We start from the raw sequence: 22,874 nt of genomic DNA on the forward strand, positions 1-22,874 counted from the left end.
ATGAATAACCTGGTTTTTCTATTCATGCGGCGCCTGCGTGCGCCGCTGATTACCCTGATCACGGTTTATGCGATCACGGTGTTCGGCATGACGCTGATTCCCGGGCGCGATGCCGACGGCAACGTCTGGTACATGGACTTCTTCCATGCCTTCTATTTCGTTTCCTTCATGGGAACGACCATCGGCTTTGGTGAAGTACCCTACGAGTTTACCGATGCCCAGCGCATGTGGGTGACCCTGTCGATCTACGCCACGGTGATCAGTTGGCTGTACGGGATTGGCCAGACCCTGGCGGTTCTGCAGGAGCCCATGTTCGGTCGGCTGATGCGGCTGCGCGGTTTCACGTCTCACGTACGTAACCTGCGTGAACCCTTCTATCTGGTCTGTGGCTACGGGGTTACCGGCAGTATCGTGGTCAAGCGGTTGATCGATCGCGGTGTCCGCGTGGTGGTGGTGGATATCGAGCAGGATCGTATTGATGCGCTGGAGCTGGATAACCTGGTGATTCCAGTGCCTTCGCTCTGTGCCGATGCCTCTTTGCCGGATATCCTTGACCACGCCGGGTTGCAGCACAAGCAATGTATCGGCGTATTGGCGCTGACCAACAACGACAATGTCAATTTGTCGATCGCCATCGCCAGCAAGTTGCTGGCACCTCGGCGTCAGGTGATCACCCGGACCAATTCCGAAGTGACGACAGCCAACATGGCCTCCTTCGGCACCGACATGATTGTTGACCCCTTCCGTGCCTATGCCGACTACATGGCCCTGGCGGCGCGTTCGCCGCACAAGCTGCTGGCCTATGATTGGCTGATGAACCCGCATCATCGCACCCTTTCCAGCGCCTACAAGCATGCCCCGGGGCGCTGGATCATCTGCGGCTATGGCCGCTTTGGTCGAGCTTTGGCGACGGCTTTCTCCGCTGAAGAGATGGAAATGACCATCATCGATCCCAGCCCCGGAAATCTGGCGCCACTGAAGAACGGGGTAGTGGGTGTGGGGACCGAAGCGCATACGCTGCTGGAGGCCGGCGTGGAGTCAGCGGTGGGCATCATTGCAGGCACCGACAATGATGCCGACAATCTTTCGGTCATCATGACGGCGCGGGAGTTGAACCCGAAGCTGACCACGGTTGTGCGTCAGAACCTGCACCAGAATGCCCTGATTTTCCGCAACAGCCGTTGTGACTTTGTCATGGAGCCGGGAAGGATCATTGCCAATCGCATCCTGGCTCAGCTGAAAACGCCACTGTTGCCGCTGTTTCTGGAGCAGTTGCAGCAGCAGGACGATGTCTGGGCGCATACTCTGATCAACCGGATGAGCAGCGTGGTTGGTGATCGTGAGCTGGACAGCTGGTCGGTACAGGTGACGCCTGAAACGGCGCCCGCCGTGAGCACTATGATGGCGCAGCGGCCAGTGGCCTTGCGCTATCTGAACAAGGATCCGCGTCAGCGTGATCGGATGCTGCCCTGTTTCCCGCTGCTGCTGAAAACGGCCGAGGGTGTTCACCTGCTGCCGGGCGAACTGCACCAGCTGCAGGCTGGAGATGAACTTTTGTTCTGCGGTCTCGGCGTGGCCAAACGGCAGATGGAGTGGAGCGTTAACAACTATAACGTGCTGCACTACCTGCTTACCGGCGAAGATCCCCCCGACACACTGCTGGCCAGACTGCTGCGCCGAAGCGACCAAGAGAGCGCCTGATGCCCTATCTGTTACTGATTCTGACGACCCTGTTCTGGGCCGGCAACTTTGTGCTGGCGCGTGCTATTCATCTGGATATGCAGCCCTTTACCCTGGCCTTCCTGCGCTGGACTCTGGCACTGGTGATCATTGCACCCTGGTGGTTGCCGCGTGCCTGGCGCTTGCGGCAGGTGCTATTAGACAACTTGCCGATGCTGTTTTTGCAGGGCTTTCTCGGTGTGGCCTGCTTCAATACCCTGGTCTATTTCGGGGTGCAGTATACCCAGGCCTCCAATGCCATGTTGATGCAGTCTGCCGTGCCGCTGATGATCCTGTTGCTGGGGGCGCTGATGTTTGGCGAACGCGCCAGCGGGCGTCAGTGGCTGGGTGTTGTCCTGTCGCTGGGCGGTGTACTGGTGCTGATCAGCCGGGGACAGCTGGAGGTACTGACCGGTTTTGCCTTCAATGAAGGCGATCTGTGGATCTTCCTGGCGATGCTGAGCTGGTCTTTCTATACCATCACGCTGCGCTGGCGCCCGGCTGCGCTGGATGGTCTGACGTTCTTCGGTTTTTCCGTGCTGGTTGGCGTGGTTGTGCTGCTGCCACTGATGTTGTGGGAGCAGGGCGGGCAATTCTCTGTCCCGACGACGGAACCCTTTCTGCTGACCGTACTCTATATGGCGATATTTCCGTCGATCCTGTCGTTCCTGTTCTGGAACCTGGGGGTCGAACGCTTGGGGGCACCGACAGCGGGGCTTTTTATCCACCTGATGCCGATGTTCGGTCTGCTGCTGGCAACCGTTTTTCTGGGCGAAAGCCTGGGACTGTATCACCTGGTCGGGATTCTGCTGATCTTTACCGGACTCTATATCGCAATACTGGCACAATCTCTGCGCCGGTTGGCAAAACCACTTGAGGAGACGAAATGCGAACCTTGATTACCACCTGCTTTGCCCTGTTACTGGGTCTGGTCATGATGCCGGATATGGCAGAAGCCAAGCGCCTGGGCGGCGGCTCCAGCCTGGGCAAGAGCTACACAACCCCGACGCGGGTGGCGCCTTCACCGAGCAGGGATCAGACGGCTACCACTACAACCGGCAAAACCGGCACCGCGACCACGGGCACCCGCTCGAAGGGCTTCGGTGGCATGCTCGGCGGCCTGCTGGCGGGTGGTCTGCTGGCGGCGCTGTTCATGGGCGGTGCTTTCGACGGCATCCAGATCATGGATATCCTGCTGATTGCCTTGATCGGTTTTGTCCTGTTCAAGCTGTTTGCTCGTCGCAAGGTACAGCAACCGCAGCCGGCCTATGCGACGCCTGGTGGCGGCATGATGCGCCAGCAGCCGGAGCCACAGCCGGTTGCTCCTCAGGCACCTGCCTTCGGTGGTGCCAGTAATGTGGGTCTGGCGGCCGCCAAACTGAACCTGCCGGAATGGTTCAACGAGAAAGCGTTTGTTGACGGCGCACAGAAGCACTTCATTCACCTGCAGAAGGCCTGGGATACTCAGGACTGGAGCGAGATCCGTGACTACATGTCGGACGAGATGTTTGCCGCTCTGCAGCAGGAGCGCGCCAAACTGTCGGCCGAGCAGCATACCGAAGTTGACTCGGTAATGGCTGAACTGGTCAACTTCATTGATGAAGGTGATCATGTGGTGGCGAGCATTCACTTCTATGGCTGGATCGCCGAGTCCGGTCAGCCGACCAGCGAATTCAGCGAAGTCTGGCACCTGACCCGTGACATGCAGGCTGCGGGTGCAGACTGGAAGATCGTCGGTATCGAACAGACCAGCTGACCCCTCTGCAGCGACCGTGCACACTGCGCGGTCGCTCTGCTCATATCTGGTGCAGCTGTACGGCTGTAACTGGAAGATTGCACGCTTTTAGTGCGATCGATATTTCAAATGTCGCCATCCAGTAGCATCTTTTTTGTGCTGCCCTGCTTTGGCGCACTTATTGCTTCGACTCTCTCAACGTATTGAGGGAGAGAGTTGATGTCAGTCCTGAAAAGTTCTCAGATGCAGCTGTCCAGCGCGGAACGGCACTGGTTACCCTGGTGGGGCGCGACCGGCAAGCTGGCCATGCGCAAATCCTGCTGGCTGAACCGGAGAACCCTGCCGCTGGTGGAACAGACCTTCGAGAGCATCGCCGAAATTCGGGTGCGCCTGTTGACCCAGTGGGCACAGGCTCAGTGGGAATTGTTGGCTGCGCTGGCTGAGCAGGTCGATGTGGAATCGCCCGCGGATGCCGCCACCCTGTTTGACTACAAGCTGCGTCAGGCAGTGGACTGGTCCGAACTGGCCTGTCTCGATACCGAGGGTCGGGTGCTCTATTCGACGGCACCTTCCCGCATCGGCGTCAGTGATCTGAACCCGGCAGCCGTGCGCGAAGGGTGTCGTGCACCTTTCCTGCATGGTCCCTATGTGGACCCGGTGACCCAGCAGCTGGGGCCAAGCTCGTCCCGTTTTCATGATGCCGTGACACTGATGTTTTACCAGCCGGTGCAACGGGAAGGTCGCACCCTTGGCCTGCTCTGCGCCCGAGTGCCCAATGACGTGCTGGGAGACCTGATTCAGCGTGAGGCCGGGCACATCTACCCGGAATCCGGAGACAATTACCTGTTCATGGTGGATTCCCGCTTCGATCCGAGCATCGAGCAGGGGGTGGCCCTGTCCCGCTCCCGTTTCGAGGACGATACCTTCTCCCATGGCGAAAACCTGAAAAGCGGCATCCATACACAGTGGGGGGCCGTCAGGGTCAACCGTCATACCGAGTTCGAGATTCGCTTCACCGATCCGGCCACCGGTCAACTGCATCCGGGCGTACGGGAGACGATCCGCAAGGGGGAAAACCTGTTTGTCACCTATCCGGGCTATTCCGACTACCGACATATACCGGTGATCGGCAAAGGCGTGACCTTCACCCTGCCTGGTTCTCGGGATCGCTGGGGCATGATGTGCGAATCGGATCTGGAGGAAGTGTACCGGCGTCGCTCGCTGAGCGTACGCATGTTTACCAGCCTGGCAGGGTCCCTGGCCGTCGGTCTGGGTGCCAGTTACGGCCTGCAGTACTGGCTGGCATTGGATGCACTGCCAGGCATGCTGCTCAACTTCCTGTTCGTGACGTTGTCGGTACTGCTGTTCTGGCGCATTGGACTCCGGCCGTTGTCGCGTCGCCTCGGGGATATGACCGAGGTGATTCGCAACCTGGCCGAAGGCGAGGGCAACCTCAGTCAACGACTGGATCGGGAGGGAATCGTCGCCGATGAAACCGGCGATCTGGCCCGCTGGATCAACAGCTTCGTCGACAACCTGGACAATATCGTTGCCCAGGTGATCCGCGCCGCCGGGGATGTGGGCGAGAACAGCCAGTTGATGCAGACCCGTAATCATGTCGCGCTGGAAGCCGCGACCTCGGTGGATACCGCCGCCGAGCACATGCTGGGGCTGGTCGAAGCTCAGCTGGAAGGCATTGGACGTGCGTCCTCTACGGCCGAGGTGATGAAGTCGGCGATGGAGCAGGTCGTTGAGCAGGCACGGGAGCAGTATGAATCGGTACGCTCGGGTACTCAGGCGATCCGCGATATCGTGCAGACGTCCGCTCAGCGAGTGCAGACACTCAACTCTCGTACGACCGAGATCGACGAGATCGTGACCCTGATCACCGATATAACTGCCCAGACCAACCTGTTGGCGCTGAATGCGGCGATTGAAGCGGCACGGGCGGGCGAGCATGGTCGAGGCTTCTCGGTGGTGGCTGATGAGGTGCGAGGGTTGGCGGCGCGTACTGAGCAGGCAGCACGGGAGATCGGCGAGCGGGTTGGCCGTATTCAGGCTGAAAGCGAGGAAGCGGTGCGCTTTATGGAGTCGGGTGTCGAGGACGTAGATCGCAGCCTGACACTGGCTGAACAGTCCACCTCGGACAACTCCGCGTTACACGACTCCGTGGCTGAAATGTTCGATATCATCAAACACCTGGATCAGCACAGCCAGGCCCATGGTGGTCATGCCCGTTCGGTGGCCGAGATCACCACCCGGATGAACAGAGCGGTGGGGGAGCTGCAAATGAGCTCGGATCAGGTGAAAGGTACCGCCGCCAAGCTGCAGCAGCTGGTGGGGGCGTTTGAGGTCAGCGCCGCCAAATGAGTCGAAAGGCCCGGCCAGAAGCCGGGCCTGGCATGAACATGCTTACTTCGCCGGCGGTTCGTCGCGCAGGAAGACCCAGGTGTCTCCCTTACTCTGTTCGGCACTGAAGTAGTAGCCCTCAAGGTCAAACTGCTTGATCGCATCGGGTGTCTCGATCCGGTTCTGGATCAGGTAGCGGCTCATCAGGCCGCGTGCCTTCTTGGCGTAGAAGCTGATGATCTTGTATTGGCCGTTCTTGAGATCCTTGAACACCGGTGTAATCAGGCGCGCCTGCAGTGATTTGGGTTTGACCGCCTTGAAGTATTCGTTGGATGCCAGGTTCACCACGACATCGGCTCCCTGTTCGGCCAGTTCGTCGTTGAGTGACTCGGTGATGCGCTCGCCCCAGAATTGGTAGAGGTTGTCGCCGCGCGGGTTGTTCAGTTTGGTGCCCATCTCGAGGCGGTAGGGTTCGAGCAGATCCAGCGGGCGCAGTACACCGTAGAGGCCGGACAGGATACGCAGATGCTGTTGGGCAAACTCGAAGTCAGCCGCGGTGAAGGTTTCGGCCTCCAGGCCGGTATAAACATCACCCTTGAACGCCAGAATCGCCTGGCGCGCGTTATCCAGTGAATGTTCGGCTTGCCAGCTTTCGTAGCGGGCCACGTTCAGGCTGGCCAGCTTGTCGCTCAGCTTCATCAGCTCGGCGATATCCTGCACCGACAGCTGGCGCAGGGTGGCGATCAGTTCCTGGGCGTGCTCGATAAAGCGCGGTTGAGAATATACCTGGGTCGTCAGAGGCGATTCGTAATCGAGGGTTTTTGCTGGTGAAACCAGTGTCAGCATCTGGGTGAATCCCTTGGTCTGGAGGCAAATGAAACGAGCGGGCGCTCTGGCCCGCTCGATAGAAGCGGGGTGTATCAGGTGTGCAGGCTGTTGTTCAGCTCATCAACCACTTCGGCCCAGTCAGAATCGTTGCTGATGGCGTCTTGCAGAAATGTCGCCTGAGACTCGCTCCAGAAGGAGGCCTCGTGCAGCGCAACTTCGTTGCTGAATAGCTGGTGGGTACGGATGAATTGCTCAATGGAGTCCTTGTCGCTGGCCAGGCCCAGCTGCTCAAACAGTGCCGAGAAGGTGTGCGTGGATGTATCCATGTGGTCCTCCGTGTGATCTGCAATCATGCACTTGGTTCGGTTCTATTATGGCTGAGGACTTTAGCTTGTCAAAAAACCGATTATTTTAGTCAACTTTTAGCCAGCGTAACCAGAGTGTTCTCCCGCCAAGGCTGAGTAGTGCGCCGAGCACTACCAGCGAAGAGCTCAGCAGGGGCTTACCAATACCCGGTTGCCAGTGGATCAGCGCGGCTGAAAACAGCAGTCCGCCGAGCAGGCAAAAGCCGGCGATCACCATCAGGTAACTGACCGTCGCCAGGTTGCGGGGGTGTTCCTTCAGTATCAGAATCAGTGCCGGCAGGATGAAGCCGGCCAGCGTGAGCCATGAGGGTAGCAGTTCGTCCATGAGATCCTCTCTCCTGTGTGGCGATAGATGTTTTCGTGTGTATCAGTTGGCCATTACACTGGGACAGCAGTGGTACAAGCTGTATCATAGCCTTTTGAGCCACGCTGGGTCATCCATTAGCCAGGGACCCCGGCAGGATGAATCGACTGACGAGTGAATGATGAGTAAGAAAACCGTTCTCACCGGTATTACCACCACCGGTACGCCGCATATCGGCAACTACCTCGGCGCCATCAAGCCTGCTATTGAAGCCAGCGAGAACCCGGCTTTTAACAGCTACTTCTTTCTGGCCGACTTTCACGCCCTGATCAAGTGTCAGGAGCCCGAGCGTGTTGCACGCTCCACACGTGAAATCGCGGCGACCTGGCTGGCTTTGGGGCTGGATACCGACAAGGCGACCTTCTACCGTCAGACCGACATCCCTGAAATTACCGAGCTGACCTGGATCCTGACCTGCCAGACCTCCAAGGGCTTGATGAACCGTGCCCATGCCTACAAGGCGGCAGTCGATGCCAACCGTGAGGCGGGCAAGGAAGACCTGGATGACGGTGTCACCATGGGCCTGTTCAACTACCCGATCCTGATGGCGGCGGACATCCTGATGTTCAACGCCGATATCATTCCGGTAGGCAAGGACCAGATTCAGCATATTGAGATGGCGCGTGATATCGGTGGCCGCTTCAACCACAACTTCGAGCCGCTATTCACCCTGCCGGAAGCGCAGGTGGATGAAGAGACCCAGCTGATTCCGGGTCTGGACGGTCGCAAGATGTCGAAGAGCTACAACAACACTATCCCGTTGTTCTGCTCCTCGAATGAACTGCGCAAGCTGATCAATCAGATTGTCACCGACACCCGTGAGCCGGGCGAACCCAAGGATCCGGACAACACCCTGATGCACCTGTATCGTTGCTTTGCCAATGAAGCCGAGAGTGCCGCGATGCGCCAGCGCTTCGTTGAAGGTATTGGCTGGGGCGATGCCAAGAAAGAACTGTTCGAATTCATCGATGCCCAGCTGAGTGCGCCGCGTGCCCGCTACAATGAGCTGATGAACGATCTCGGTGAAGTGGAAGCGATCCTGCACAAGGGCGCTGAACGTGCCCGCGAATACTCCGCGCCTTTCCTAGACAAAGTGCGTCATGCGGTTGGTATCCGCTCACTCACCGACACCAGCACAGCCAAACAGAAGGCTGAGGTGAAAGAGAAGGAAAAGTCCGCCGAGGAGATCGCGCGCGCAGAGGAAGGACGTCGTCGTGCTGTGCTGATGCAGATCCGTCCGCTGCTGGAGCAGGTGGAGCAGGCCGAAGACAAGGCGTCGGCTGCGCAGGCACTGGTGGCTGAAAAAACCGCGGAAGTGGAATCCCTGAAGAAGAAAGCACGTCAGAAGGCCCAGAATGAACTGGACCTGCTGACCGAAGAGTTGGCCGCCTTTCTGTAATTGGCCAAGGCATAGGAGAAAGCCATGCGAGACACCTACCAGTCCGGCGTGATTGCTGAAGCCAGCAAGGATGCGCTGTTCCTGACCTTTAATCAGACTCATGAATCTGGCGCGACTGAAGTGGTTCGCAAGGAACTGGCCTCGATGCCCGAGCGGCTGGCACGTTTCCGTGAGCAGTACCCTGACGCTGGATTGCACCTGGTCGTCGGCATTGGCTCGGCCTACTGGGACCGACTGAACCCGGAAGAGCGGCCAGCACTGCTGCGCGGATTTCCGGCGCTGGAAAACGGCGAGCGCGTAGCGCCGTCGACCCCGGTGGACCTGCTCTTCATCGTCCGGGCCGATCAGCATGATGCCGTGTTCGAGCTGGGGCAGGAGATTGTCGAAGCTCTAAGTGATGCGGCTGAACTGGTGGAAGAGGTACATGGCTTCCGATACAAGGACATGCGTGACCTGACCGGTTTTGTGGACGGTACCGAGAACCCCGAAGGTGATGATCGCCTGGATGTGGCGCTGGTTGGCGATGAAGATCCTGAATTCGCCGGTGGCAGCTACCTGCACCTGCAGCGCTATGAGCATGACCTGACGGCCTGGCAGCGCTTGTCGCTGAAGCAGCAGGAGGATACCTACGGGCGCACCAAGGCGGATAACGTCGAGTATCCGGGCGACAAGAAGTCTCTGCATGCGCACACCAAGCGCACCTCGCTGAAGCATGCCGACGGCAGCTCGATGGAGATTCTGCGCCACAGCATGCCCTATGGTGACAGCCAGCGTAAGGGGCTGGTGTTTATCAGTACCTGTCGTACGCCGGAGCATTTCGAACTGATGCTCAAAAGCATGGTTGAAGGTGATGAAGAGGGGCATGCTGATCGCCTGCTGGAGTTTACCCGTGCCGTGACCGGTGCCTCCTTCTTCCTGCCTTCCAACGCCTGGCTGGCGCAACTGGCCTGACTGGGGTCGCACCTGTGCCGTTGGCGCAGGTGCGGCCCATCCTTGGCGTCGATGCCTGAGTATCAGGTATCGACTCTGCAATAGAGATTGAATAACGATGAACATCTGTGGTGTTGAATTGACCGGCAGTGATGCCGTTGTGTGCCTTCTGAATCTGGACCAGGGGCAGTTTCTGATACCGGAGTGTCGGGTGCGTAAGATCACCCTGAAAAAAGGGCATACACGGCAAGACCTGCAGCAGTTTCAGTTTGCCTTCGCCAAGCTGATGAGCGATTACAGCGTCGACAAGGTGGTGATTCGTGAGCGCATGCACAAGGGCAAGTTTGCCGGTGGTGCGATCAGCTTCAAGCTGGAAGCTGCCATCGAGCTGATTGCGGATGTCGACGTGGAGCTGTTGTCCGCGGCGCAGATCAGGACGGTACTGTCAGAGAATCCCTTGCCGATCCCCTTTGCCGAAACCGGGTTGAAGGTGTTTCAGGAGCCGGCGTTTACCGTTGCCTATGCCGCGCATATGCTGAAGTGAGTGAGACCGGACCGAAGCCTATGAGTACTGAGCAACCGAACAACCCGCTGCACGGCCTCAAGCTGGAAACCATCCTGACGCAGCTGGTTGAGCATTATGGCTGGGATGAGCTGTCGCTGATGATCGATATCAACTGCTTCAAGAACGATCCTTCCATCAAGTCATCGCTTAAGTTCCTGCGCCGGACCCCCTGGGCGCGAAGCAAGGTGGAACAGCTGTACCTGTCGACCTTCTGCTGACCGAGCAGCAGGGATCAGGATGACAGAATCTCCTGATCCTGCTGGTCAACTGTAATAAATTTCACTTTCCCGCACCGCCTGGTCAGGCAATGTTCAGTGCCTTGATTTCCAACATCATTTCCCGGCAAGTGTTAACCCTGCCTGACAGTTTACACTCGCTGCGCCAGTGTGCAGTGAATGAGCCACTGACCTATATCTAAAGTTAGTCACTCAGTTTAATGACATTTACAGGCCTTGCGCCGTACGCCCCCGCCTTGGCCTGACAATCAGGATAGACAGGAGGGCGCTCTCATGCTTTACCGATTGTATGCAACGCTGCTGGTACTCTTTTTGAGTGGTCTATTTGGCCCCGCATATGCGGGCCCTGTGGCGTTGAGCGAGTTGGTGGCCGCGCCCTATGCCCCGGATCGGGTGCTGGTTAAGTTCCAGCCCGGTGTCGCGGCGGAGCTCAGAGCGGGAGCGCACCAGGCTGCTGGTGGTCGTCCCCTGAAAACCTTCGATTCCATCGGTGTACAGCTGATTCAGGTGCCCGGCGGCTCAGTTCCCGCAGCGGTCAAGATCTATAAATCCAACCCCAATGTGGTGTATGCCGAGCCTGATTATTATCGCTTGCTGAGGCTACCCACTGAAGAGCCCGGACCCACACCGGCAGGTGGCCTCGATTACTTTACCGAGCAGTGGTATCTGAACAACGAAGGCCAGAAACACAGCTATGTGCGTACCACGATTTTCGGCAGCCAGCTTGCCAGCACGCAGGGCAGTGCCGGGGCTGATATCAATGCGCCTGAGGCCTGGGATCTCAGTACGGGACGGGCAACAGACCCGGCAGACCCGGCTGCTCGGGATGCTCCCAAGGTCGCTGTGCTGGATAGCGGCGCTGACTGCAATGCCCTGGAGCTGCAGGGCAAGTGCATTGAGCAGGTGAACCTGGTCGGCCTGTCGGTCGGTTATTTTGACTACTGCACGGCCAGCGATCCAGCCTGTGACAACCTGGGGCATGGCACTTTCGTCAGCTCCGAAGTCGCTGCCAACACCGACAACGGAGAAGGCATTGCCGGTATTGGCTGGGATACCAGCCTCGGCATTTTCAAAGCCTGTTACCAGGAGCTGGTGACTGATGGCTTCAATTACTACCAGGTGGGTCTGTGTCCGGTTTCAGGTTCCATTCAAGCTATTTTGAATGCCTCCCAGGATCAGTTTGATAGCAGTGGTCAGCTGATGCGCAGCCGCTACTCTGTGATCACCATGAGCTACGGCAGCGATTTAATCGACGAAGAGGGCAATATCTACCCGACTGGCCCTTCAGAGGGCGAGTGCGATGCCATAGAGGCAGCCTGGAATAACGGTGTGCTGGTGGTCGCTGCAGCAGGTAATAACGGCGATACCGGCCGTGTTTATCCAGCGGCCTGTACTGATGGGGCGGTGGAGAATCCTGAATCAACAGTGATCGCCGTGGCTGCCTCCAACCACAATGACGACCGCAGCGCATTCAGTACCTTCAGTTGGCCCTCGGATCCCTGGGTGTCCCTGTCTGCCCCGGGCGAAGCCATTATCGGCATTCTGCCGGACGCAAACTGCGGGCTGGCGCCCGGTACCGACAGCTGCGTGGACTGGTGGGATGGCACCTCCATGGCGGCCCCGCTGGTTGCCGGAGGGGCGGCGCTGGTCTGGGCGGATCTGTTTGAACAGGGGCTGGCGGTTATCAATACTGCAGGAGGATGTGAGGTCAATGCTCAGCCGTGTAACCAGGTGGTACGCAGTCGTTTGCAGAACAGCGCGGCGGCTGTCGGAGCACGCGGGCAGGACCTGCGAGACTGGACCCGCTATGGACGTCTGGATGTGGCTGCGGCGTTGTTGGATCAGGCGCCTCCTCCTGAGCCTCCGCCATCTGCGCCTGTTGTTGCGGCCTTCGATTACAGCTGTGATGGCTATCTATGTACCTTTGTGGCTGGCACGGATACGGGGACAGGAACTCTGGTGTTTGCGTGGCTGTTTGGGGATGGTGCAGCCGGGAGTGGTGCGACAGTGGCGCATGATTACGTCAATAAGGGCAGTTACACCGTCACTTTGACGGTAACAGATGATGGCAATGAGTCGGATAACGTCTCGGTAACTCTGAATCTGAAGCGTCCCAACCAGAAGCTCAGTGGCAGCGTCACGTCTGGTGGGGGTGGTGGTAATGACAGTGGGGGCGGTGGCAACTGTCCTCCGAAGAAACAGGAAAAAGGCCAATGCTAGGTGGTTTTGGACGTGGTGTTCTCCTGCTGTATGTTGGGTATCAGTCGCTGTCCTTCCGGGGACCGGTGCGTATCAGCGTAGATAACCGGCAGGGCAGCATTGAACATGATGGATCGCAAGAGGTGAACATGACGTCCGCAGACAAGACCGTTTCGTTGGTGCTGGGCAGTGGTGGTGCCCGGGGACTGGCTCATATCGGTGTTATTCACTGGCTGGAGGAGCACGGCTACAGCATTGAGTCCATTTCCGGCTGCTCAATGGGGGCCCTGATCGGAGGTATTTACGCCGCCGGCAAGCTGGATCAGTATGAGGAATGGGTTCGCTCAATCACCCGTCGGGATATCATGGCTCTGCTGGACCTTACATGGGACAAGGGTGGGCTGGTACGTGGTGATAAGCTGATCGACACCCTGATCGACCTTGTAGGTGATGTTCATATCGAAGATCTGCCGATTCATTTCACGGCGGTGGCGACCGATCTGCACTCTCAGAAGGAGGTGTGGATCAATTCCGGCAAGCTGTTCGATGCCATTCGAGCTTCCATCGCCATACCGCTGCTGTTTACCCCGTTCAAGTACAAGGGGCATGTGCTGGTGGATGGTGGTGTGTTGAACCCGGTACCCATCGCACCTGCTTTTCATGACAACACTGATATGACGCTCGCGGTCAATCTCAACGCGCCGGTCTCCGACAGGGAAGAACCGATAGAGGAGGTCGTGGTGGCGGAAGAGGTGTCAGCCTCGCCAATACGGGATCGTATCAACCGCTTCATTCAACGCTGGCAACAGAGCAAGGCTGGCAGCAGCGGGGGGGACTGGGGAGCTTATGAAGTGGCAATCCAGGCGTTTGATACCATGCAAAGCAGTATTGCCCGGCAGAAGCTGGCGGTGTATCCGCCGGACCTGGTGATTGAAGTGGCGCGCAACGCTTGCCAGTTGCTGGAATTCGACCGTGCGGCCGAGATGATTGATCTGGGCTACAGAAAGGCCGAGGAGTGCCTTAAGGTCGAGCGATAAGCTTAGACGATCCTGTCATCAAACGACAAAAAAACGCTCATATACTTGTCAAATTCTGCTTTTAGGCTATCCTTATTGTAATAAAACTACAAAATACGGGCGGAGGAAACGAGTATGGATGTACAGGTCAAACAAGAGCGTACGATTGCAATTCTGGGTGTGGACGGCGAAAACTTTGAAGTGAGCGGTGTCTATCAGGGCAGTGCGCGCAAGCCTAGCTCCTACATCCTGACCCGTAGTGGTGACAAGGCGGTTGTCCGTGATTTGAGCAGCTTCCCCAGCCACCAGCAGGTACGTGAACTGATGAGCTAATCGCTCTCAGGTATACCCGCTGACAAAAGAACAGCCGCTATTAGCGGCTGTTTTTGTTTTCGTTATTGCCAGCGGGTACTTATTGCACCGTTTCGTTCTCGCTGAACATGCCTTCAAAGAGGACGGACGACAGGTAGCGTTCTCCAGAGTCAGGCAGAATTACCACGATCTGCTTGTCCGCATTTTCCGGCAGGCGGGCCTGGCGCAGCGCGGCGGTCAGGGCAGCACCGCAGGAAATGCCAGCCAGAATACCTTCTTTCTGCATCAGTTCACGTGCGGTCGCGATGGCCTCGTCATTGCTAACCTGTTCCACCTGGTCGACCAGGTCCAGTTCCAGGTTTTTGGGTACAAAGCCTGCACCGATACCCTGAATCTTGTGCGGTGCGGGTTTAACATCGTCACCGGCCAGGGTCTGAGAAATTACCGGCGAGTCGACCGGCTCTACCGCCACGCTGGTGATCGCTTTGCCCTGGGTCTTTTTGATGAAACGGGATACGCCAGTCAGGGTGCCGCCAGTCCCCACACCCGCAACGAAAATGTCAACACCACCATCGGTGTCACGCCAGATTTCCGGGCCTGTAGTCTGTTCGTGAATTGCCGGGTTGGCCGGGTTCTCGAACTGCTGCAGCATCAGGTAAGTGTCCGGGTTTTCGTCGACCAGCTGCTGCGCCTTCTCAATAGCGCCCTTCATGCCCTTTGCCGGCTCGGTCAGCTCGATTTCGGCGCCAAGTGCTTTCATCAGCTTGCGGCGTTCCAGCGACATGGAGGAGGGCATGGTCAGAATCAGCTTGTAGCCCTTGGCGGCGGCAACGAAGGCCAGCGCGATACCGGTATTGCCGCTGGTAGGCTCGATCAGGGTCATTCCCGGCTTGAGGCGTCCCTCCTGCTCGGCGGCCCAGATCATGTTGGCGCCGATACGGCACTTGACTGAGCCGGCCGGGTTGCGGGACTCGATCTTGGCAAAGAGGTTGCCGGCAGGCCACAGGTGCTTCAGGCGGACCAGCGGTGTGTTGCCGATCGTCAGTGCGTTGTCTTCGAAGATGTTCATCAGGGGAAGGCTCCAAAGCTGCTTGGGTGATTGTTGAAACTCTCAGATGTCAGAACGGACTTCAGTATCCTGGCTGACAACAGGTATAGTTGAGTTAATCCGTCACTGCGTGACGATATGAGATATTTTTATCATATTGTTATAAAAATAACAGGATTAATTTCCAGGGGATATATATGGGCTGGCTGATGCGGCAAACAGCGCCTCTGATCAATAGGTTAGCCGGACAGTTGTTTCACCTTCCTTTCTGGCGCGGTTCGCGCCGACGTCATCAATTGGCGATGCGCCTCTATCGCTGGGCGGCCGAGCATGGCAGCCGTGCCGCACTCGCTACTTACGGACACCTGCTGCACTTTCGTGGCGAAGATATCGCCAGCCGTATTCAGGGAGGTATCTATCTGGAGCGGGCGGCAGATCTGGGCGATGCCAAGGCTCAGTATCAGATGGGACGTATCTATGAGCAGGGGTTTGAGCATTATTTCCGGCCGGATCCGGTCAAGGCGCTGGCGTACTATCGGCTGGCGGGCGAGCAGAAACACCCGCTGGCGGTCAAGCGGATGATCGCGGTCTACGATGAGGGGGCATTGGGAGCGGTGATTGATCCGGCGCGGGCAGAGTGCTGGCGCAAGCGCCAGGCGTCCCTGCCCGAGGAAGCGGTCAGGACCTGATCAGTTTGGCGCTGAATGTCAGCGTTTTCTCTTCTCCGGCCTTAAGGTCGAACACCCACTCAACCCATGCAGCGGTTTCTTCCGCCGGCTTCAGGCTGGATTGTTGCAGGCTGAACGGCATCGGCATCAACGCGTTCAGGTTGAACGGCTTGTCCTTGTCAGAGCGATTGGTCAGCAGTACCTCATAGCTGACCTCGTAGCCGTCGAACACTTTCCTGAACGCGGTTTGGGTATATTCTACGCCCACATCGAAGGCTTCTCCCAGCTGCAGGCGGGCAGTGTCCCCCGGCGCTGTAGCGCTCAAGTGACTGCCACCGATGAACTGCATCTGCCCTGATGCATCGGGGCGGAATACCCGCACCTGCCCGGCCGGTAAAGGCGTCTTGTCACCTTCCATTTTCGGGGTATCAAAGGTCAGTTGGATGCTGGCCTTATGCTGCTGCGGTGGCAGTTGCTGGTGGGCGTTGACCTGGATCTGGTGGTGATAGCGAATTTCGGCGGGGATCTTCTCGCGAGCGATCAGCGGTATCTGCTTCTGCTGCTGATCGTTCAGGGTCAGTGGTTGGGGCAGGGTGTAGAGGTGGTAGTCCTGTACACTGCTTGGGGCCGCCTGGCCGCCGGTTTTGTCCATGGCGGCAGCACGCATGAGGCCAAAGGCTTCAGGGCGCGGATAGTTTGACGGCTGGTTAACGCTGCCGGCCAGCAGCTTGATGCTGGCCTCAGGCCAGGCCAGGCCACTTTGGTTGCTCAGGGTTGCCAGACCCTGCAGGCCAAGCGTATCGCCTGCCTTGTTCAGGTTGACGACATAGTCCATGCTCCAGCTGAGGCCATGGGTCAGGTAACGCAACCGCGCGCTGCCGGGCTGGCTCAGTCCTTCACTGACAAACGAAAGCCGGGGCTTGAGCTGATAGCCCTCAGCGGGGGCCGGGAAGATGATCCGCCAGCCGCTGTGGTTCAGAGGCAAGGTTTCGATCTGGCCCTCGCTGTTTTCAACCATCGCCTGGTTGCCTTCCGCTTTCAACAGGCGCACCTGTTGCCGGGTTTCAGCACCGGTAACACTGTTGAATCGGGCCAGGGTGATCATTTTACCGCTGTGGCGTTGCAGCAGCTGCGCCAGGCTAAGCAGGTTCTGTTCCAGATTCTGCTCGGTGATCACACCCGCACCGGCGATCTGCAACGTCTCCGCCTGCATCAGTGGACTGATACCCTGAAGCACGACGCGGCTACCTGCGGTCAGCCGGGGGATCTTGCGCTGTTCTTCCACCAGGGCCAGGTTTTGCTGGTAAAGCGTCAAGCTCAGCTGGTTGCGGGTGGTTTCATCCAGGTAGTGCCCTCCCGTTTCGGTTGCCCAGCTCGGTGAAGTCAACAAAGCCAGGCCAAGCCCCAGCGGCAGAGAAAGAAAGTGCGTGCGTGGGTGGTTCAGCATATGAGGCTCTCCTTAGTGCATGCTGGCTGGCAGGTCGAGTGCAACTCTGAACCCCCAGCTGTTACGAGAAGTATCCGCCGGGTGCCGATAGCGGCTGGACGGCCGGATCAATCGCGGTATATCAAACCAGGAGCCGCCGCGCATGACGCGCTGATGGCACCCGGTTGCCTGTTCGGCGCTGCCATCCCCGGGGGCGTTCCGGTAATCGGACTGATAGCAGTCCTGCACCCATTCATCCACGTTGCCGCTCAGGTCGTGTATCCCCCAGGGGTTGGCCCGGGTGCTGCCTACTGGCGCGGTGCTTTGACCGTCCCATTGGGAGCCACAGCCGTCACAAATTGCGAAACCGTCCATGACCTGGTTGCCCCACCAGTACATCGTTTCGGTACCGGCGCGGGCACTGTATTCCCACTCGGCTTCCGTCGGCAAGCGGTAGGGTTGCCCTGTCTGCTCGCTCAGCCAGTGGGTATAAGCGTCGGCATCCTGCCAGCTGACGTTGATGACCGGGCGCTGACCACGTCCCCAGCCTTCATCTTCGGGCAGGGGGCGGCCGGTTGCCTGGGCAAAGCGGTCATACTCGGCAAAGGTCACTTCATGGCGTGCCAGTGCGAAGCTGTGGGCTATGACCACCTCATGGACGGGGTATTCGTTATCGTCCCCCTGGCCGTGCAGGTCACCCATGCGGAAGCGGCCTGCCGGAATGATGACCATCTGTGGACCACGGCCGCCATCGTTAAGTTCATCCTGAAACAGGGTCAGGTTGGCGGCTGGCTGCTGTGCATCGCGCAGGTCGTCGGCTGACTCGATGTCGTTATCGAGTGCAGGTGCGGCAGCGGGCTTGTTCACTTGTGCTTTCAAGCTGGCTTCGTGAGCACGTTGCAGCTGCTCGTGGGCCTGCTCCAGTGATTCGAAGGCGGCGCGTAATTCACGGTTGTTCTTCATTTGACTCAGGGCCTGGCTGCTGACCGAGTCGAGTTGCCCCTGCATCAGCAGCAGAGCGGCCCAGACGCCGGCAGCAAAGCCAAGCCCGAAGATCAGCGTTGCCAGCAACCAGCGTTTGGCCGGCCTGCTCAGGGCGTGCCAGGGATTGCTCAGTCGCCAGCGTTTCGTAGTGGCGGCTGGTTCGGCTGATGTCGCTGGCTCGGGCGGCGCTTCCGAGGTTGTGCCCTGTGGGGAAGCGCCGGGAGCAGGAGTGGTCTCTGAGTCAGACTCCTCTGCCTCCGAGATGCTGCTCAGCACCTCTTCGATCAATTCTGCTGCAGGCTCCTCCGGGGGAGCATACAGCTCGCGTACCAGTTCAGTGCAGCTTGACGGCCGTTGCTCGGCATCGGGGCTAAGGGCGCGAGAAAGAATATGCCACTGCTGTTTGTTGAGTCCTGAGGGGGCCCTGAGCTCGCGCTGAAAGCGTGAGGATTCGGGATCACTGGCCTGGAAGGCCTGTTTGTCGCTGTATACTTCCCAGGCGATCACCGCCAGCGCAAAGACATCGTGCCCGGCATGAGCGGGCTGCTGGTGGAAGGCTTCCGGAGGTTGGTAGCGTGGGTATTCGGGTGCCTTGGGCAGCAGGGTATGCAAGGGCTCGATCAGGTCGCGCAATCCCTGTCCAAGCAGCTTTACGCCTCCCCCGGTGTTGAGAAAGACCAGATCTGGTGCCAACAGGCCGTGAGGGATGTGAGCGCGGTTTTGACTATAGTCCAGTGCCTTGGCCAGCTGGGTCAGCAGGCCCTGCTTCTGCAGTGGTTTCAGTTTACTGGCCTGCTTGCGCGCCAACAGGTCTGACAGCGTTTGCCCGTTGAGCTTTTCGTAGGAGAGAAATTCCAGGCCGCGCCAGCTGAAGTAGCCGTAACAGGCGGCGATATGCGGGAAGTCCAGGGTTGGGCGCAGGCGGGTGATGCGCTTGCGCAACTTGTCTGAAAAGCCCGGCTGGCGGACCAGCTCTGGTCGCAGGATCAGCAGGCTGACTTCGGTACGGGACGCGGTGGAGATATCTTCGGCCAGCCAGATGGCGCCCATAAAGTGGTCGCGTTGGTGGCGTACCAGTTGAAAGCGGTGGTGGCTGGGGCCGATGACAAGCTCTTCCTTGAGAGCGGCGTAAGCAGAATCGGTAGGCGTATTCATCAGTCCTTTGCTTCCTTGTAACCTGATTCAGGGCCGCCGGACTCCTGGTCGTCACCTGTCAGGGGTAACGGCCAGGAGGGCAGGACTGCGACCGGGTCAGGCGCTGGTGTCCAGTGGCGGAAAGGATTTGACCAGTTCGTCAACAGCCTTCATCTGCGCCAGGTAGGGCTCCAGACGATCCAGCGGCAGGGCACAGGGGCCATCGCACTTGGCTTCATCGGGGTTTGGGTGGGCTTCGAGGAACAGCCCGGCAATTCCCTGGGATAGGCCGGCTCGGGACAGCTGGGCCGCCAGTGCGCGGCGACCACCGGCAGAGTCGGCGCGCCCGCCGGGCATCTGCAGCGCGTGGGTGGCGTCGAACATCACCGGATAGCCGAACTCCTTCATGATGCTGAAGCCCAGCATATCGACGACCAGGTTGTTGTAGCCAAAGCTGGTACCGCGTTCGCACAGGATCAGTCGATCATTGCCGGCTTCTTCGCACTTGTGCAGGATGTGCTTCATCTCCTGAGGGGCCAGGAACTGGGCCTTCTTGATGTTGATTACGGCGCCGGTAGCGGCCATGGCGCTGACTAGGTCGGTCTGGCGCGACAGGAAGGCCGGCAGCTGAATGATGTCGCACACCTCGGCTGCGGGGGCGGCCTGGTAGGGTTCATGTACATCGGTAATCAGCGGTACGTTGAAGGTGTTTTTCACTTCTTCGAGAATCTTCAGACCCTCGTCCAGGCCCGGCCCGCGGAAGGAGTTCAGCGAAGAGCGATTAGCCTTGTCAAAGGAGGCCTTGAAGACATAGGGAATGTCGAGACGCTGGGTCACTTCGACATAGTATTCGGCGATGCTCAGAGCCAGATCACGGGACTCCAGTACGTTCATACCGCCGAACAGTACCATCGGCTTGTCGTTGCCGATCTCGATGGATCCGGCGCGTACGACCTTCTGCTGCATATCAACCTCTCGTCACTGGCTTGGCAAAATTGCAATTATAAGCCATTCGACGGGAAATGTGCCGCCTCCGCTTCGATCCACTCAAGCGCCTGTTGATTCAGGTCCTTGTCCGGATCGTGTCGTTGATAGATGCAGATCTGACACAGCTGTTCCAGCATGCGGGCACGGAACATTTGCTCCTGATCCGGGAAAGCCAGTTTCAGCAGGTAATCGCCTTGCTGGCCTCGATCACAATCAACCACGCGGGCATCGATGCTCAACTCTTCGGTTAGAGCGGGGGCCTGGATGCGCAGCCATTTGCCACTGGGATAGTAGTGGTGGCAGTGCAACAGGAGTCCAAGAGGTATAGAGGAGCTGGAGGCGGCGGGTGCCTTGAGAAGGGGGCTTAATTCGAGTTCGATCTGCTCTGGATGCTGCAGATAGCGTTGTGGGCCAATCATAATCCCAACCTCAAACGCAGATGACAATTCATTTATCGGCGTTTCTAGTTACAGCTTGAGCACTTTTGGCTCAATTTGCCAGCAGGACTTCGAGAAAAAACCAGAAAAAGAGCATCGCGCCGAGCAGGCAGCCGGCTGACAGCCAGCGATAGCGTTGGATCAGCTGTGTTTCGTCATGGGTCGATAACAGATACGGCATGCGAGAGGCCTGAGGGTCAGTCAGCACGTTCATGCTGGGCAGCGCGTGCAGGTGCTGCTGTTCTTGTTGAGCTTCCTGCTCGGCGGCCAGGCGTGCGGCCTGCCATTCGTCAGGGCTGATTTTGCCGTCGCCGTTGCTGTCGAAACGTTCCAGCAGTTGCTCCGGGTCTCGCTTCCAGCTGCGCAGTCGGTCGCGCACGGCATCCTTGATGTTCAGCTGGTCGCGGCCGCCACCAACGGTATGAAAGTGACCGAGGGCGTACAGCTGCTCATGCTCAAAGATCAGGCGTTCGGTAAAGCGATACTGCCCGGCTCCAATCTGAGTGCTGAAAAATGCTGCGACCGCGTTTGAGTCCAGACTCTGGCCGCCGGGGAAGGCACTATGGCCACGCCAGCTGTGCTTGTGCTGGGAGCTGACTTCGGCCCCTTCCGGATCGATCAGGCAGGTACCGGTGCCGTCGTTGATCTGAAACCAGTGTTGGGAGCGACCGCTGCGTACGGAGCGCCAGCGCTTGCGTCCATCGTCATCATCAAGCTCCTCGACCTTGTAGTCGTACCAGACGCAGGGGCGGCCGGACAGGGGAGCATCCAGCATGCCATCCTCACCGGCAATGACATGGCCGATCAGTTCGACATAGCCTTGGGGGGCAGAGCGTACCTTGGCGGTCGGTGTGTCAGCGATCAGCCGGTAACGGGTCATCCGGCTGAATACGAACCAGAGCGATGCCAGGGTGCCGGCCATGCAGATCAGCAAGAACAACAGTTTTTCCCCGCTTTCCAGGGGCGCCAGGTCCAGTAACATGGCGGATCAGCTGAACAGTTGTTGCATGTCGACATCGGCTTTTTCAGCCTCGTCGAACTCCAGCAACTGGGACGGTTTGAAGCCGAAGCGACGGGCGATGAGCACGTCCGGGAATTGCTCGATGCGCACATTAAGCAGATTGACCGAGTCGTTGTAATACTCGCGTCGATCGGCGATGCCGGATTCCAGTCCGGTGATGCGGCTGCGCAGGTGGTGGAAGCTGTCACTGGCGGTCAGTTCCGGGTAATCCTCGGCGACGGCAAACAGATTGCCCAGTCCCAGCCTCAACTGGGTTTCGGCCTGTCCCAGAGCGCCGATGTCACCACGTTCACGAGCACTGGCAACAGCAGACCGGGCTTCGATAACGGCGGTCAGTGTGGCCTGTTCATAGCCCATGTGCTGTTTGCAGGTTTCGACCAGTTTGGGCAGTTCGTCGTGGCGCTGTTTCAGCAGTACATCGATATTGGCCCAGGCGCGGGAGACGCCGTGCTTGAGGCGCACCAGATGGTTATAGAGGGAGATGAAGTAGAGCGCGGCAACGACGATGATCGCCAGCAGAATGATCAGTGTGGTATCCATGTTGCGAGCTACCTTGCCAGAATCCTTTCCGACACTATACCGCGTTTAGCTGACAGTGAAACAGGCTCTGGTGGTCAGATGCCGCCGCCGCCAATCATCTCTACGACTACCGTCTTGATCAGGAATGCGGCCAGGCCCAAACCCAGAGCGAAGAACAGGATGAAAGTGCCGAAGCGGCCCGCATTCGATTTCTTGGCCAGGTCATAGATGATAAAGAAGACGGCACCGGCAAAGACGAACAGACCCACGTTAAGCATGATGGCTTCGATTTCGGCGAGACGCATGCAAAAACCTCCTGATTAAATAATGAGCGGATGATACATCAATTTGCCGGTTACAAATACCGATGGATGCTAAGGAAAACCTCAGCCGAGCGTGTCGTCCTTGCCGAATACCTGATCCTGCCAATCCTGCCCCAGTTCCTGCTCGATGAAGTCACGAATGAACTTGCGCACCATCTGCGAGGGGGTCACGTCCTGCTGACTGCAGAGTTGCTCGAAAGTGGCTTTCTTTTTCGGATCGATCAACAGGGTCAGGCGGGCAGTGCGGTTTTCCATGATAGGACCTCTTGTATTGCGGGAGCGAATAGCATGTTAATGATATTAACATTGA

Annotated in this window: 24 protein-coding genes; 12 read left to right on the forward strand and 12 right to left on the reverse strand. The window is 58.3% G+C overall.

Going from position 1 to position 22,874, the window contains the following annotated elements; all coding sequences use genetic code 11:
* The 4 genes from ABD013_RS00940 to ABD013_RS00955 all read left to right on the forward strand — a co-directional run bounded on the left by ABD013_RS00940 (position 1) and on the right by ABD013_RS00955 (position 5,824).
* Positions 1–1,701, forward strand: a complete 1,701-nt coding sequence (locus tag ABD013_RS00940) for a potassium channel family protein (protein WP_343800882.1) — start codon at positions 1–3, stop codon at positions 1,699–1,701.
* Positions 1,701–2,618 (forward strand): DMT family transporter, encoded by a 918-nt coding sequence (locus ABD013_RS00945; protein ID WP_343800885.1) that lies wholly within the window; start codon positions 1,701–1,703, stop codon positions 2,616–2,618. Before ABD013_RS00940 ends, ABD013_RS00945 begins: the two co-directional genes overlap by 1 nt.
* On the forward strand, positions 2,606–3,475 hold the full coding sequence (locus tag ABD013_RS00950; RefSeq protein ID WP_343800888.1) for a Tim44 domain-containing protein: 870 nt from the start codon (positions 2,606–2,608) through the stop codon (positions 3,473–3,475). Before ABD013_RS00945 ends, ABD013_RS00950 begins: the two co-directional genes overlap by 13 nt.
* 198 nt (positions 3,476–3,673) lie before the next feature.
* On the forward strand, positions 3,674–5,824 hold the full coding sequence (locus ABD013_RS00955) for a methyl-accepting chemotaxis protein (protein WP_343800891.1): 2,151 nt from the start codon (positions 3,674–3,676) through the stop codon (positions 5,822–5,824).
* Between the two features lie 42 nt (positions 5,825–5,866).
* On the opposite strand, the gene yaaA is transcribed toward ABD013_RS00955, so the two are convergent.
* The 3 genes from yaaA to ABD013_RS00970 all read right to left on the reverse strand — a co-directional run bounded on the left by yaaA (position 5,867) and on the right by ABD013_RS00970 (position 7,321).
* Positions 5,867–6,649, reverse strand: coding sequence for a peroxide stress protein YaaA (gene yaaA / locus ABD013_RS00960; RefSeq protein WP_343800894.1), 783 nt, complete (start codon positions 6,647–6,649; stop codon positions 5,867–5,869).
* A 74-nt stretch (positions 6,650–6,723) separates the two neighbouring features.
* Positions 6,724–6,957 carry a DUF2789 domain-containing protein gene (locus tag ABD013_RS00965; protein WP_343800897.1) on the reverse strand — a complete coding sequence of 78 codons (234 nt, stop codon included), beginning with the start codon at positions 6,955–6,957 and terminating at the stop codon, positions 6,724–6,726.
* An 85-nt stretch (positions 6,958–7,042) separates the two neighbouring features.
* Positions 7,043–7,321, reverse strand: coding sequence for a hypothetical protein (locus ABD013_RS00970; protein ID WP_343800900.1), 279 nt, complete (start codon positions 7,319–7,321; stop codon positions 7,043–7,045).
* Positions 7,322–7,481: 160 nt separating this feature from the next.
* Between ABD013_RS00970 and ABD013_RS00975 the strand changes: the two genes are divergently transcribed.
* The 7 genes from ABD013_RS00975 (at position 7,482) to ABD013_RS01005 (ending at position 14,038) form a co-directional block, all read left to right on the forward strand.
* Entirely contained in the window at positions 7,482–8,759 is a 1,278-nt protein-coding gene (locus ABD013_RS00975; RefSeq protein WP_343800903.1) for a tryptophan--tRNA ligase, read from the forward strand.
* Between the two features lie 24 nt (positions 8,760–8,783).
* Complete coding sequence (locus ABD013_RS00980; protein WP_343800906.1) at positions 8,784–9,710, forward strand: Dyp-type peroxidase; 927 nt, start codon at positions 8,784–8,786, stop codon at positions 9,708–9,710.
* A 97-nt stretch (positions 9,711–9,807) separates the two neighbouring features.
* Positions 9,808–10,233 carry a DUF3010 family protein gene (locus tag ABD013_RS00985; RefSeq protein ID WP_343800909.1) on the forward strand — a complete coding sequence of 142 codons (426 nt, stop codon included), beginning with the start codon at positions 9,808–9,810 and terminating at the stop codon, positions 10,231–10,233.
* A gap of 20 nt (positions 10,234–10,253) precedes the next feature.
* Positions 10,254–10,472: a VF530 family protein gene (locus tag ABD013_RS00990; RefSeq protein ID WP_343800912.1), complete on the forward strand. Its 219-nt coding sequence runs from the start codon at positions 10,254–10,256 to the stop codon at positions 10,470–10,472.
* A gap of 291 nt (positions 10,473–10,763) precedes the next feature.
* Positions 10,764–12,710, forward strand: a complete 1,947-nt coding sequence (locus ABD013_RS00995; protein WP_343800915.1) for a S8 family peptidase — start codon at positions 10,764–10,766, stop codon at positions 12,708–12,710.
* A gap of 128 nt (positions 12,711–12,838) precedes the next feature.
* The gene (locus ABD013_RS01000) at positions 12,839–13,726 is read left to right on the forward strand and encodes a patatin-like phospholipase family protein (RefSeq protein ID WP_343800918.1); all 888 of its coding nucleotides are present in this window, start codon (positions 12,839–12,841) and stop codon (positions 13,724–13,726) included.
* A gap of 114 nt (positions 13,727–13,840) precedes the next feature.
* Positions 13,841–14,038 (forward strand): hypothetical protein, encoded by a 198-nt coding sequence (locus ABD013_RS01005; RefSeq protein ID WP_343800921.1) that lies wholly within the window; start codon positions 13,841–13,843, stop codon positions 14,036–14,038.
* Positions 14,039–14,117: 79 nt separating this feature from the next.
* Here the strand turns inward: ABD013_RS01005 and cysK are convergent, their stop codons facing one another.
* The gene (cysK, locus tag ABD013_RS01010; protein WP_343800924.1) at positions 14,118–15,086 is read right to left on the reverse strand and encodes a cysteine synthase A; all 969 of its coding nucleotides are present in this window, start codon (positions 15,084–15,086) and stop codon (positions 14,118–14,120) included.
* A gap of 230 nt (positions 15,087–15,316) precedes the next feature.
* Between cysK and ABD013_RS01015 the strand changes: the two genes are divergently transcribed.
* Complete coding sequence (locus tag ABD013_RS01015; RefSeq protein WP_343800927.1) at positions 15,317–15,754, forward strand: tetratricopeptide repeat protein; 438 nt, start codon at positions 15,317–15,319, stop codon at positions 15,752–15,754.
* Here ABD013_RS01015 and ABD013_RS01020 read toward each other — a convergent pair.
* The 8 genes from ABD013_RS01020 to ABD013_RS01055 form a co-directional block, all read right to left on the reverse strand.
* On the reverse strand, positions 15,744–17,180 hold the full coding sequence (locus tag ABD013_RS01020) for a DUF4139 domain-containing protein (RefSeq protein ID WP_343800930.1): 1,437 nt from the start codon (positions 17,178–17,180) through the stop codon (positions 15,744–15,746). The two genes, ABD013_RS01015 and ABD013_RS01020, sit on opposite strands and share 11 nt — an antisense overlap.
* 12 nt (positions 17,181–17,192) lie before the next feature.
* On the reverse strand, positions 17,193–19,298 hold the full coding sequence (locus ABD013_RS01025; protein WP_343800932.1) for an SUMF1/EgtB/PvdO family nonheme iron enzyme: 2,106 nt from the start codon (positions 19,296–19,298) through the stop codon (positions 17,193–17,195).
* Positions 19,299–19,394: 96 nt separating this feature from the next.
* Complete coding sequence (gene kdsA / locus ABD013_RS01030) at positions 19,395–20,243, reverse strand: 3-deoxy-8-phosphooctulonate synthase (RefSeq protein WP_343800935.1); 849 nt, start codon at positions 20,241–20,243, stop codon at positions 19,395–19,397.
* A gap of 35 nt (positions 20,244–20,278) precedes the next feature.
* Complete coding sequence (locus tag ABD013_RS01035) at positions 20,279–20,683, reverse strand: hypothetical protein (protein WP_343800938.1); 405 nt, start codon at positions 20,681–20,683, stop codon at positions 20,279–20,281.
* Between the two features lie 70 nt (positions 20,684–20,753).
* Entirely contained in the window at positions 20,754–21,683 is a 930-nt protein-coding gene (locus ABD013_RS01040; RefSeq protein WP_343800941.1) for a GIDE domain-containing protein, read from the reverse strand.
* 6 nt (positions 21,684–21,689) lie between these two features.
* Positions 21,690–22,262 carry a LemA family protein gene (locus ABD013_RS01045; protein WP_343800944.1) on the reverse strand — a complete coding sequence of 191 codons (573 nt, stop codon included), beginning with the start codon at positions 22,260–22,262 and terminating at the stop codon, positions 21,690–21,692.
* Between the two features lie 74 nt (positions 22,263–22,336).
* Positions 22,337–22,546: a DUF2788 domain-containing protein gene (locus ABD013_RS01050; protein ID WP_343800947.1), complete on the reverse strand. Its 210-nt coding sequence runs from the start codon at positions 22,544–22,546 to the stop codon at positions 22,337–22,339.
* Positions 22,547–22,627: 81 nt separating this feature from the next.
* Positions 22,628–22,819: a CopG family transcriptional regulator gene (locus ABD013_RS01055; RefSeq protein WP_343800948.1), complete on the reverse strand. Its 192-nt coding sequence runs from the start codon at positions 22,817–22,819 to the stop codon at positions 22,628–22,630.
* Positions 22,820–22,874: the final 55 nt, after the last annotated feature.

The sequence above is a fragment of the Marinobacterium maritimum genome (genome assembly GCF_039523155.1).
Taxonomy (GTDB): Bacteria; Pseudomonadota; Gammaproteobacteria; order Pseudomonadales; family Balneatricaceae; genus Marinobacterium; species Marinobacterium maritimum.